Consider the following 13,238-nt stretch of genomic DNA (forward strand, 5'->3'; position numbering starts at 1 on the left):
CCGGGAGCGGCACCGGGGCGCGGCGGCTACGACCCGTAACCAACCTAAGTGAGAGCGATGACCAGCCAGTCTGTACGCACCGGAAGCGATGTACGCGGTTCCCTGGGCGAGCCGGTCGCCGTCGTGGGCATGGCCTGCCGGCTGCCGGAGGCGTCGGGCCCGAGCGGCTTCTGGCAGATGCTCCGTGAGGGACGGCACGGCATCACCGACGTACCGGCCGGCCGGTGGGACCCCGCCGACGGGTCCGCCGATCCCGGCGCGGTGCCCCGGGACACCGTCGGCCGGGGCGGCTTCATCGCGGGAGTCGGCGACTTCGACGCGGGCTTCTTCGGGATCTCGCCGCACGAGGCCGCGTCGATGGACCCGCAGCAGCGGCTCGTGCTGGAACTGGGATGGGAGGCGCTGGAGGACGCGGGCATCCCCGCCGACACCGTGGCCGGTGCCCCCGCCGGGGTGTTCCTGGGCGCCATCGCGGGCGACTACGACGCGCTGTTGAGCGGGTACGGGGCCCGGGGAGTCACCCGGCACTCCTTCACGGGGTTGCAGCGGGGCATGATCGCCAACCGCGTCTCGCACCTGTTCGGCTTCCGCGGCCCCAGCCTCACCGTCGACTGCGGCCAGTCGTCCTCACTCGTCTCGGTCCACCTGGCCTGCGAGAGCATCCGCTCGGGGGAGTCCTCCTTCGCCGTCGCGGGCGGCGTCCACCTCAACCTGGTACCCGGATCGGCCGCGCGCGCGGACGCGTTCGGCGTCCTCTCGCCCGACGGGCGCTGCTACACGTTCGACGCGCGCGCCAACGGATTCGTCCGGGGGGAAGGCGGCGCGGTCGTCGTCCTCAAGCCGCTCTCCCGAGCGCTGGCGGACGGTGACGACATCGTCTGCCTGGTGCTGGGCAGCGCGGTCAACAACGACGGTCACGGCGAGGCCGTCGGCGTCCCCAGCCCACGGGCGCAGAGCGCGGTCGTCCGCACGGCCCTGCGCCGGGCGGGGGTGGCCGCCGCCGACGTCCAGTACGTCGAACTGCACGGCACGGGCACCGCCCGCGGCGACGAACTGGAGGCCCGCGGGCTCGGCTCGGTGTTCGCGGCGGCCCGTCCGCCCGGCGCGCCCCTGCTCGTGGGGTCGGCCAAGACCAACGTGGGCCACCTCGAAGGCGCGGCGGGCGCCGTCGGCCTGCTGAAGGCGGCCCTCAGCATCGCGCACGCCGAACTCCCCGCGAGCCTCAACTTCGAGTCCCCCGGCCCCCGGCTGCCCCTCGCCGAGCTGGCCCTGGAGGTCCGGCGGCGGCACGGCGCCTGGCCGCGCCCGGCGCAGCCGCTGCTGGCGGGCGTCAGCTCCTTCGGCGTCGGGGGCACCAACTGCCACGTCGTACTGGGCCCGGCGCCCCGCCCCGCCACCGTGCCGGACGCCCCGGCACCCGGTACGGCACCACCGGTCCTGGCCTGGCCGCTGCACGCCAGGAGCCGCCAGGCACTCGCCGCCCAGGCGCGCGCGCTCAGCGACCACCTGGCCGCTCACCCCGGCCTCGGCCCCGCCGACGTCGGCCTGTCCCTCGCGACGACCCGCACGGCGCTGGAGCACCGCGCCGTCGCGGTCGCCCGGGACCGCGACGGCCTCACCAGGGCACTGGACGGGCTCGCCGCCGGTGAGCTGCCCACCGGCACGGCCCGCGGCGTCGCACGCGGCCCGGCCAAGGTGGCCTTCGTCTTCCCCGGCCAGGGCTCGCAGTGGACCGGCATGGCCCGCGGCCTGCTGGAGCGCTCCGAGGTGTTCCGCGACGAACTCGCCGCCTGCGGGCGGGCGTTGGCGCCGTACGTCGACTGGGACCCGGCCGAGGTCCTGCGCGGCGACACCGGCCTCGACGACGTGGAGGTCGTCCAGCCGCTGCTGTTCGCCGTCATGGTCTCGCTGGCGGCGCTGTGGCGCTCCCACGGGGTGGAACCCGACGCCGTGGTGGGGCACTCCCAGGGTGAGCTGGCCGCCGCGTACGTCTGCGGGGCGCTGACCCTGGAGGAGGCCGCCCGCGCCGTCGCCCTGCGCAGCCGGGCCATCGGCCGGATCGCGGGGACGGGCGGACTGCTGTCGGTGGCGCTGCCCGCCGACCGCGTCGTGCCCTACCTGGAGCACTCGCCGCACGAACTGTCCGTGGCGGTGGTCAACAGCCCGCGCTCGACCGCCGTCGGAGGCACCCCCGAGGCGCTGGCCGCCCTCGCCGGTGACCTGGAGCGCGACTCCGTACGCACCCGCCGCATCCTCATCGACTACGCCTCCCACTCGGCGCAGGTCGAGGCCGTCCGCGAGGAGGTCCTGGACGCGCTGGCGGACATCGCCCCCCGCTCCTCGGACATTCCGTTCTACTCCAGCACCGACGGCGGACTCCTGGACACCGCGCGCCTCGACTGCGCGTACTGGTACCGCAACCTGCGGGAGACCGTGCGGTTCGAGCGGGCGACGCGGGCCCTGCTGGAGACGGGCCACACCGTGCTCATCGAGATCAGCCCCCATCCCGTGCTCGTGGCCGGGGCGCTGGACACCATCGAGGACGCGGTCGCGGACGGCGTCGTCGGCGCGGGTGACGCCACCGCCGTCGCCACCCTGCAACGCGGTGAATCGGGCACCGGCCGCTTCCTGGAGGCCGTCGCGGCGGCCTACGTGCGGGGCGTGCCCGTCGACTGGGCACGTCTCCACGCCGGAACGGGGGCCCGCCGGGTCAAGCTGCCCGGCTATGCATTCCAGCGGCGCCGGCACTGGATCGAGGCGCCGCTCGCGCGGGCCGGGGACGCCGAGAGCGAGCGTCCCCGGCCCGCCGCCGCGGAACGCCCGGAGACCGTCCGGCCGGACCGACGCGGCGGCGGGGCGAGGGAGTTGACCGGAGCCGTCGGGACCAGGGAGCCGGCCGGGCCCGCCGGGCAGGCGGACACCCTCGACCTCGTCCGGCGGCACGTCGCGCGCGTGCTCGGGCACGACGACCCGTCGGCCGTCGACGTCCGCATGTCCTTCCAGGGCCTCGGCTTCGACTCGCTGGGCGCGGTCCAGCTCAGGGAACGGCTCAGCGAGGCCACCGGAATCCCGCTGCCGGCCGGACTGGTCTTCGACCACCCGACCCCGGCCGCGCTCGCCCACCGGCTGACCCGGCTGTCCTCCCGCGCGCCGGACGCCCCGGACTCCTGGGGCGCCGGGGCCGCACCCGCCACTTTTGCCGACGACGACCCGATCGCCGTCGTCGGCATGGCCTGCCGCTACCCCGGCGGCGTCGAGTCACCGGAGGACCTGTGGCGCCTGGTGACCGGCGGCCGGGACGCCGTCCGCGGGTTCCCGGCCGACCGGGGCTGGGACATCGAGGGCCTCTACCACCCCGACCCCGGCCACCGGGGGACCACGTACACGCGCAGCGGTGGATTCCTGGACGGAGCGGCCCTGTTCGACCCCGCGTTCTTCGGGATCAGCCCCCGCGAGGCGCTGGCCATGGACCCGCAGCAGCGGATACTGCTGGAGACCGGCTGGGAGGTCTTCGAGCGGGCGGGCATCGTGCCGGGGGCCGTCGACCGGACGCGTACGGGTGTCTTCGTCGGCGCCATGCCGAGCGGCTACGGTCCGCGGCTGGACGAACCGGCGGGCGGCCTGGAGGGGTACGTCCTGACCGGTTCGTCGCCGAGCGTGCTCTCCGGGCGGCTCGCCTACACCTTCGGGTTCGGCGGCCCGGCCGTGACCATCGACACGGCCTGCTCCTCCTCGCTGGTCGCCCTCCACCTCGCGGCGCGCTCCCTGCGGAGCGGCGAGTGCTCGCTGGCGCTCGCGGGCGGCGTCAGCGTCATGGCGGGTCCCGGCATGTTCGTGGAGTTCAGCCGCCAGCGCGGGCTGTCCGCCGACGGCAGGTGCAAGCCGTTCTCCGCGCGGGCCGACGGCACGGGCTGGGGCGAGGGCGCCGGTGTCCTGCTGCTGGAACGGCTCTCGGACGCCCGCAGGCACGGGCACCCGGTGCTCGCGCTGGTGCGCGGCTCCGCGGTCAACCAGGACGGCGCGAGCAACGGGCTCACCGCGCCGAACGGACCGGCGCAGGAACGGGTGATCCGCGACGCCCTGGCCTCCGCGGGGCTGCGCCCCGGAGACGTCGACGCGGTGGAGGCGCACGGCACCGGCACGGTGCTCGGCGACCCGATCGAGGCGGGCGCGCTGCTGGCCGTCCACGGCCCCGGCCGGGACGCGGAACGGCCGCTGTGGCTCGGCTCCCTCAAGTCGCACACGGGCCACACCCAGGCGGCGGCCGGGGTGGGCGGGGTGATCAAGATGGTGATGGCCATGCGGCACGGGCTGCTGCCGCGCTCGCTGCACGCCGACACCCCCTCGCCGCACGTCGACTGGTCGGCCGGAGCCGTACGGCTGCTGAGCGAGGACGTCCCCTGGGAGGGCGGGACGGGCGCCCCCCGCAGGGCCGGAGTCTCGTCCTTCGGCATCAGCGGCACCAACGCCCACGTGGTGATCGAGGAGGCCCCGGCGTCGGCCCAGGAGCCCCGGGCGACCCGGCCGGGGAGCACCCGGCTGGTCCCGCTGCCGCTCACCGCCGGGAGCGCCGCCGCGCTCGGCGCGCAGGCCGAGCGGCTGCGCGCCCACGCGGCGTCGACCGATGCGGACGTGGCCGACCTCGGCCACAGCCTGGCCACCACCCGCACCGCCTTCGACCACCGGGGCGTGGTGCTGGCCCGCGATCCGGCGGAACTCGCGGACGGACTGCGGGCACTGGCCACCGGCGCCCCCGCCGACAACGTGACACGCGGTACGGCGACGGCGGGCCGCCTGGCGTTCCTGTTCGCCGGACAGGGGAGCCAGCGCCCCGGGATGGGGCGCGAACTGTACGCCGCCCACCCGGCCTTCGCCCGAGCGCTGGACGCCGTCTGCGACACGCTGGACCGGCACCTCGAACGCCCGCTGCGCGACGTGATGTTCGCGGAACCCGGGACCGAGGGCGCGGCCCTGCTGGACCGTACGGAGTGGACCCAGCCCGCGCTGTTCGCCTTCGAGGTCGCCCTGTACCGGCTCGTCGAGCGCTGGGGCCTGGTTCCCGACCTCCTGCTGGGACACTCGGTCGGCGAACTGGCCGCCGCGCACGTGGCGGGCGTGCTCTCACCGGCCGACGCCGCCCTGCTGGTCACGGCCAGGGCCCGGCTGATGGGCGAACTCCCTTCCGGCGGAGCCATGGTGGCGCTGGAGGCGACCGAACGCGAGGCGGCCGACTGGCTCGCGGAGCACGGCGCCGCCGCGGACATCGCCGCGGTCAACGGGCCCCGCGCGGTCGTCGTCGCCGGGGACGAGAGCTGGGCGGTCCGGCTCCTGGACGAGTGGCGCGAACGCGGGCGCCGGGCCAGCCGCCTGACGGTGAGTCATGCATTCCACTCGGCGCGGATGGAGCCGATGCTGGCCGAGTTCGCCCGGGTCGCCGGAACCCTCGACTACCGCCCGCCGGTCATCCCCGTCGTCTCCGACGTCACCGGGCGGCCGGTCGACGCGACGACACTCTGCTCCGCCGACCACTGGGTCCGGCACGCGCGCAGCGCCGTGCGCTTCGGCGACGGCGTACGGGCGTTGACGGCGGCCGGAGTCACCCGCTTCCTCGAACTGGGGCCCGACGCGGTCCTGGCCCCGATGGTGCGGCGCGATCTGCCGGACAACCCCCGCTCGGTGGTGGCCGCCGCCGCCCGCCGGGGCCGCCCCGCCGAACAGAGCCTTCTGACTGCCCTCGCCGAGCTGTACGCGCACGGCGCCGACGTCGACTGGGCGGCGACCCTGGCGGGTACCGGCGCGCGCACCGTCGACCTGCCGACGTACGCGTACCAGCGGGAGCGGTACTGGCTCCCGCCGGCAGCGCGCGGTACCGGCGACCTGTCGCGCGCCGGACTCGACCCCGCCCGGCACCCGCTGCTCGGCGCGGCCGTCGAACTCCCGGCCACCGACGGCGTCGTCCACACCGGCGAGCTGTCCCTCGCCGCCCACCCCTGGCTCGCGGACCACCGGGTGCTGGGCGCCACGGTGGTGCCGGGCGCAGTCATCGCCGACTGGGCCGTCCACGCGGCACGCGAGTCGGGCTGCGGGCGCGTCGGGGAACTCGTACTCGAAGCGCCACTGGTCCTGGAGGAGGACACCGGCACACAGGTCCGGGTGAGCGTCGCAGGCCCGGGAACCGACGGGCGGCGCGAGTTCACGCTGCACGCCCGCCCCCGGGAGGCCGCGGGCGGGGAGTGGACCCGGCACGCCACCGGCCGGCTGGAGCCCGCCGATAGCGCGGCGGCCACGAGCGACGCCGAACCGGCGAGCTGGCCGCCGCACGGAGCCGAGCCGGTGGACATCGCCGGGGCCTACGACGGGCTCGCCGACCGGGGACTCGGCTACGGAGCGGCCTTCCGGGCGCTGCGCGCCCTGTGGGTGCGCGGCGACGACGTCTTCGCGGAGGTCGAACTCCCCGACGGGAGCGCGGAACAGCGCACCGGGCACGAGATCCACCCCGTACTGCTCGACGCCGCGCTGCACGCCGTGCTGGTGGCGAGGCCGCAGGACGGCCCCACGCTTCCCTTCGTCTGGCGGGGCGTCATGGCGCACGCGGCGCCCGTGGGACGCCTCAGGGCGCGGGTGAGCACGGTGGGGCGGCGGACCAGGGCGGGAGAACTCACCGTCGCGGTCGTCCTCGCGGACGCCACGGGCACCGTCGTCGCGTCCGTCGACTCCCTGCTCCTGAGGCGGACCACGCCCGCCCACCTGGACGCCGCGCTCGGCGCCCGCCGAGGCGCGCTGCACCGGCTCACCTGGCCGGCCGCCCCCGTCACGGAGACCGGCCGGACACCGGGCCCGTGGACGGTCCTGGGCAGCGACAGCCTGGGCCTGACCGGCGTGTTCAAGGGCGCGGGCGTCCGCGTGGACATCCGCGCCGACCTGCTCGCCCTCGACAGCCTCGTCGGCTCCCGTACCCCGCTGCCGGAAGCCGTCGTGGTCTCCTGCGTGGGAGAGCGCGACAGCGCCGGCGAGTCGCTGATCCCGGCGAGCCGCCGGGCCCTCAGGCTCGTCCAGGAATGGGTGGGCGACGACCGCCTCGCGTCGACCCCGCTGGTGTTCGTCACCTCGGGCGCGGTCGCCGTCCACGAGGGCGACGAGGTGTCCGATCCGGCGGGCGCCGCCGTGTGGGGCCTGGTCCGCAGCGCCCAGACGGAGCACCCCGGCCGCTTCGTGCTCGTCGACGTCGAACCGGGAGCGGAGGGCCTGCCGCGAGCGGTCCTGTCCGGCGAACCGCAGAGCGCGGTCCGGGCCGGCGTCGTGCACCGGCCCCGGCTGGCGGCCGTCCGCCGCGCGCGCACCTCCCCGGCCGGCGCCCCCTGGGCACCCGGCGGTACCGTCCTCATCACCGGCGGCACCGGTGCGCTCGGCGGGCTGCTCGCCCGGCACCTGGTCGAGCGGCACGGGGTGCGCGACCTGGCGCTGATGAGCCGCAGGGGCCCGGCGGCCCCCGGCGCGGCCGGACTCGCCCGGGAGCTGACCGCGCTCGGGGCACGGGTCACGCTCCTGGCGTGCGACGCCGCCGACCGGGGTGCCCTGACGGAAGCCCTCGCCCGGGTGCGCGCCGGGGGCACGCTGGGCGCCGTCGTGCACGCGGCGGGAGTGCTCGACGACGGTACGGTCGCCGGGCTGACGCCGAAGCGGCTGGAGCGCGTGCTGCGCGCCAAGAGCACGGCCGCCTGGAACCTGCACGAGCTGACGGCCGACGACGGCCTGACGGCGTTCGTCCTCTTCTCCTCGGTCATCGGCATCCTCGGCGGGGCGGGGCAGGCCAACTACGCGGCGGCGAACACCTTCCTGGACGGCCTCGCGCACCACCGCCGGGCGCTCGGACTCCCCGCGGTCTCGCTGGCCTGGGGCCTGTGGGGCGAGGGCGCGGGCCTCGCGGCGGCGCTGACGGAGGCGGACGTCGCCAGAATGGCGCGATCCGGGCTCGCCCCGCTGTCCCCGAGACGAGGTGTCGAGCTGTTCGACGCGGCGCTCGCCGCCGACGAGGCCGTGCTCGTGCCCGCCGCGCTCGACGGCGCCGCCCTGCGCCGCCGTTCGGCGGACCTCGCCCCGGTCCTGGCTGACCTGGCCCCTCGCGGGCGGGCCGGCGAGGGAGACGGCGGAACAACGGTCGCGCGTACCCTCCGGGACCGGCTCGCCCTGCTCGAAAACGACGAACGGCCCTCCGCGCTACTGGAGTTCACCCGTGACCAGATCGCGACGGTGATGGGATACGCGGACGCCGGCGCCGTCGATCCGGACGCCGAGATCTGGAATCTTGGCCTCGACTCACTCACCGCCCTGGAACTCACCGGCCGTCTGACGGCCGCCACCGGTCTACGGCTGCCCACCACGCTCACCTTCGACCATCCCTCCGCGCGGGAGATGGCGCGCCACCTCGGCGACGCGCTCGACCACGGGAGCGGACCGACGCCGCCCGGACAGTGAGACCCCCACGGCCGACCAACGGGAGACAGCGACAATGAGCCAGACTTCGGGACCGGACGCGAGACCGGCCTCATCCGGACAGAACCGAATCCTGGCCGGGCTGGTGCTGGGCATGCTCGCCTTCACGGTGGTGCAGACATCGGTGGTGCCGATCCTGCCCTCGCTCGCCGCCGCGGTCCACGTGTCGGGCAGCACCGTGGCGTGGCTGATGACCGCCAACCTGCTGGCGGCGGCGGTGCTCACACCGCTGCTCGGCCGCTTCGGCGACCTCTACGGCCACAAGCCGATGCTGCTGGTCTCCCTCGGCGGCCTGGCACTCGGCTCGGTGCTCGCGGTGAGCACCGATTCGTTCGCGCTGCTCGTCGTCGCACGGGTCCTCCAGGGCGCGGGCGGTGGTGTGGTGCCGCTGGCGATCAGCGTGGTGCGCACCCGGTTCCCGGCGCCGAGGATTCCCTCGGGCATCGCGGCCATCAGCGCGTCGATGGGCATCGGCAGCGCGCTCGGCCTGGTCGTCACGGGCCTGCTGATGGAGCACTGGAGCTACACCTCGGTCTTCTGGGCCGGACTCGTCTTCAGCGTCGCGGCGATCGTGGTGACCGTGGTGGGCGTGCCCCGCTCCACGCGGACCGATCCGGTGGGCAAGGCCGATCCCCTCGGCGCCCTGACCCTCGCGGGCTGGCTGTGCTCCTTCCTGATCGCGGTCAGCGAGGGCAACGAGTGGGGCTGGACGTCCGGCAGGGTCGTCGGCCTCTTCGCGGTCGCGGCCGTGCTCGGCGCCTGCTGGGTCGTCGTCGAGCTGAGGGTGCCGTATCCGCTGGTGAGCATCCGCATGCTGGTCAATCCCGTGGTCGCCTTCACGAACCTGTCCGGCGCCCTCTTCGGATTCGGCATGTACGGCTGCTTCCTGGTCATCAGCAACTTCGCCCAGACACCCGAGAAGTTCGCGCACTACGGTTTCGGCGCCAGCGTGCTGGGCGCCGGGGTGATGCTGCTCCCCTCGGCCGTGGGCAGCATGGTCGCCGCGCCCGTCGGGGCGAGGATGATCGCCGGCCGCGGCCCGAGGGGCCCACTCGTGCTCGGCGGTCTGCTCTCCGCGGTGGCCATGGGCTTCCTGGCGGTGGCGAACGGGCACCCCGCCGACCTCTACATCGCCTCCGCGACCTTCGGATTCGGGCTGGGGCTCGCCTACACGGCCATGCCGGCGGCCATCAACTCGGCGGTCCCGGCCGCTCAGAGCGGGATCGCCAACGGAATGAACGCCGTGTTCCGCACCGTCGGCGGCGCGGTGGGCACCGCGGCGCTGGGCGCGACCCTGGCGGGCGACACCATCGAGCAGCTGGGCCTCCCCACCCTGGGCGCCTACCGGCAGGCGTTCTGGATCACGGCGTTCTGCTGCCTCGTCGCCGCGGCGGCACCGCTGGCCTTCCGTGTCCGCCGGGACGCGCGGGACACGCCCCGCGAACAGCTCCCGCACAGCGACCCGGCCGGCGAAACGGTCTCCTGACCGACCGACGGCCGCACGGTGCCGACAGGACGCGCGTGTCCTGCCGGGATGCTCCGCCCCGCAGTTCGTTCGCCCGGGCCGACGGCGTGGCGGGCATCCGGGCCGGCCGTGTCGCGGCGCGGACGACCGCCCACCGGGCTGGTGTTCGACGACGGCGAGCAGGCGTCCGCCGTCGCCGACCGGCCGCACTCCGGGTCCTCCGCCACCGGATCGCCGGACGACTTCGAGTACGGCCCGCCGGCAGACCGGACGGCCGCCTCCCACCGCGCCATGGGCGTCGCGGCGCGCGGTCACGTCCGGGACATCAGCCGCACCATCGCCATGTCGTACCGGGCCCGCAGCCCCAGATCCGAGGACACCCGCAGCAGCGCGCCGAGAGCCCGTACCGCGCCCTCGTCGTGGCCGGACGACTCCGCCTCGTCCGCCGCCCTCTCAAGGAGCCGGATGCCCTCGGCCTCGTCACCCATCCCCAGCAGCGCCTCCCCGGCGGCGGTGAGCAGCAGTATCCGGGACGCCGTCGACGGGTCCGACCGGCCTTCGAGTGCGAACGCCGCGGTGGCCGTGTCGAGCGCCGACTGCCAGTGATGGCCCTCCAGTTGATGCCGGGCGAGGTGGTAGAGAGCGAGCCGTTCGGTGCGCGGGTCGCCCACGGTGCGAGCCAGCCCGGCCGCGTGCGCGCATCCCTCGGCGGCCTCCACCAGGCTGCCGAGCGCCGCCTGGACGAGTGACAGGTTGACCAGCGCGGTCGCCTCGCCGCGTGGATCGCCCGCCTGGGCGGCGAGCGCGGCGGCCATCTCCAGGTGGACCAACGCCTCGTCGGTGCGGCCCTCTTCGGTCAGAACCCATCCGAGCAGGGCGAGGACACGGGACTCGGCGCGGGTGTCGGCGTCGGCCCGTGCCGCCTCGACGGCCTTCTGGAGCAGCGGGGTCCAGCCGTCGCGGACCCGCCACACGACCTGCGGCCACAGTCCCAGGACGATCCGCCACGTCCTGCCGTGCAGTTCCGCCGCGTGTGCGGCGGCGACCGTCAGGGTCAGGTCGTCGCGTTCGGCCGCGTACCAGGCCATGGCCTGCTCCCGGTCGGCGAACGTCCGCACCTCCCGCGGCGGACGCAGGTCCGCGGGCAGCGCGAAGCAGGACTCGTCGCCGGGCTCGGCCGCGTCCGCCGCCGCGAGGGCGGTGACCACGGTGTGGTCGAGCGCCCGGACGAGGGTGTCGGGCCCGGCGTCCAGGCCGCGCGCGTACAGCCGTACGAGATCGTGCATCGTCCAGCGCCCCGGCGCGGTGCGGACGAGGAGGTGCGCCGCGGTCAGCCTGTCCAGCGCGGCCTCGGCCGTGACCGGGTCGGTGCCGGCCACGGCCGCGGCCGCGTACCGGTCGACGTGCGTGCCCGGGTGCCGGCCGAGATGGGCGAAGTGGTGCGCGACGTCGTCGGGCAGCCGGCGCACCGTGAGCCTCAACGCCGCCTGTACGCCGGTGTCCTCCACGTCCAGGAGGCTCAACCGGCGTGACTCGTCGGACAGTTCCGCGCTCATCGCGCTCAGGGACCAGTCCGGCTGGTCGGCCAGTTTGGCGGCGGCGACCCGCAGCGCCAGGGGCAGCCCGCCGCACAGGTCGGCGAGGCGCCGGGCGGCCACGGCCTCCGCGAGCACCCGCTCCTGGCCGAGCACGGCGGCGAGCAGGGCCGTGCTGTCCTTCGGTTCGAGTATGTCCACGGGGACGGGCCGGGCCGCGTCGGAGGCGATCAGACCGCTCAGCCGGTACCGGCTGGTGACCACGGTCACGCATCGGGCACCGCCCGGCAGCAGCTCCCTGACCTGGTCGGAACCGCGCGCGTTGTCCAGCACGACGAGGAGCTGACGGTCGGCGGCGAGGGACCGGAACAGTGCGGACGCGCCGTTCGTCGACTCCGGGATGCGGCGCGGCGCGACGCCCAGCGCCAGCAGGAACTCGCGCAGCACCTCCAGATGCGTCGGCTCTCCGGTGTCGCTGAAGCCGCGCAGGTCGGCGTAGAGCAGGCCACCGGGGAAGCCCGCGCGGTTGCGGTGGGCCCAGTGCACGGCGAGCGCGGTCTTGCCCACCCCCGCGGGCCCGGTGACCAGGCACACGGGTGCTTCGCCGGCCGCCGCTCGGGAGAGCGCGGTGAGTTCGGCGGCGCGCCCGTGGAAGCCGCGTGGCATGCGGGGCAGCAGGTCGACGGTGTCCGGCGGCGGCGGGGAGGACACCGGCTGGGGGAGGGCGGCGGGCACGGGCGGCGGGTCGGAGACCGGTCCCTCCTCGGCCTCGTCGCCCTCACCGCGCAGCGCGACCGCGTAGGCGTCCGCCAGCTCCCGGCCGGGGTCGACCCCCAGTTCGTCGGCGAGCAGCCGCCGGGTGCGGTGGAACTGGTCGAGCGCCTCCGAGCGGCGCCCGGCCCGCTGGAGCGCCCTCATGAGCGCGGCGGAGAGCGATTCGCGCAGCGGATGGGCGCCGGCCTCGGCGGCCAGCACGGCGGCGGCCCGGGAGTGCTCCCCGAGCCGGGTGTAGGCCCCGGCCAGTGACTCCACGGAGGCCAGCCGCAGTTCCTCCAGCGCGTGCGCGGCGGCCTGCAGCGGTGGGCTCTGGAAGGCGCCGGTCAGCGCGGGCCCCTGCCACAGCGACAGGGCCTCCTGGTACATCGACACGGCGTCGATCGGCCGGCGCTGGCCGCGGGCCAGCGTCACCAACTCCTCGAAGCGGTGGGCGTCCAGCAGCGTTTCGGGCATCCGCAGGACGTACGCGGGTCCCTGGGTGACCAGTTCCACGCCGTACGTCTCGGCGTCCGTGGTGGACAGCAGGACCCTCAGACGCGACACATGGCCCTGGATGACGCTGCGGGCACGTGGCGGCGGCTCGTGATCCCACAGCGTGGCCGTCAACTGGTCCACCGACACGGGACGGTTGGGTCTCAGCAGCAGAGCGGCGAGAAGGCTGCGCCGCTTCGCGGGTCCGAGCGGCGGTTCGCCGGTCTCGGTGACGACGGAGACCGCTCCGAGCAGCCGGAACTCCAATGGAACAACTCCTCCTGGGCGGAAGGAGTCAGATTACCGGAGCCGGTGGAGGCGTGCGCACGATGTCCACGGCGCCACCGGTGACACCGCGCGCGACGGGGCGGGAACACCTGGGTGATGCGGGCGACCACGGGCGGGTCGGTGCCGCTGGAGGAGGCCCCGGGCGAGCGTGTCCGGGCCCATGCGGGGCAGCCCGGACCCGGCGGACCTGCCGCGGCCCCGGCCCCGGA

3 protein-coding genes are annotated in these 13,238 nt (G+C 75.6%); 2 read left to right on the plus strand and 1 reads right to left on the minus strand.

Features of this window, described 5'->3' with window-relative positions; genetic code table 11:
- Positions 1-57 precede the first annotated feature (57 nt).
- Positions 58-8,475, plus strand: coding sequence for a type I polyketide synthase (locus PZB75_RS25115; protein WP_275537558.1), 8,418 nt, complete (start codon positions 58-60; stop codon positions 8,473-8,475).
- A gap of 34 nt (positions 8,476-8,509) precedes the next feature.
- Complete coding sequence (locus PZB75_RS25120) at positions 8,510-9,979, plus strand: MFS transporter (RefSeq protein WP_275537559.1); 1,470 nt, start codon at positions 8,510-8,512, stop codon at positions 9,977-9,979.
- Positions 9,980-10,269: 290 nt separating this feature from the next.
- On the opposite strand, the gene PZB75_RS25125 is transcribed toward PZB75_RS25120, so the two are convergent.
- Positions 10,270-13,008 carry a BTAD domain-containing putative transcriptional regulator gene (locus tag PZB75_RS25125; protein ID WP_275537560.1) on the minus strand — a complete coding sequence of 913 codons (2,739 nt, stop codon included), beginning with the start codon at positions 13,006-13,008 and terminating at the stop codon, positions 10,270-10,272.
- Positions 13,009-13,238: the final 230 nt, after the last annotated feature.

This window comes from Streptomyces sp. AM 4-1-1, from assembly GCF_029167625.1.
In the GTDB taxonomy this organism is placed as follows: domain Bacteria; phylum Actinomycetota; class Actinomycetes; order Streptomycetales; family Streptomycetaceae; genus Streptomyces.

Excerpts from the sequence above, each read along its gene's own strand:
- PZB75_RS25120 (WP_275537559.1), top strand. The coding sequence starts at position 8,510 with ATGAGCCAGACTTCGGGACCGGACGCGAGACCGGCCTCATCCGGACAG.
- PZB75_RS25115 (WP_275537558.1), top strand. The coding sequence starts at position 58 with ATGACCAGCCAGTCTGTACGCACCGGAAGCGATGTACGCGGTTCCCTG.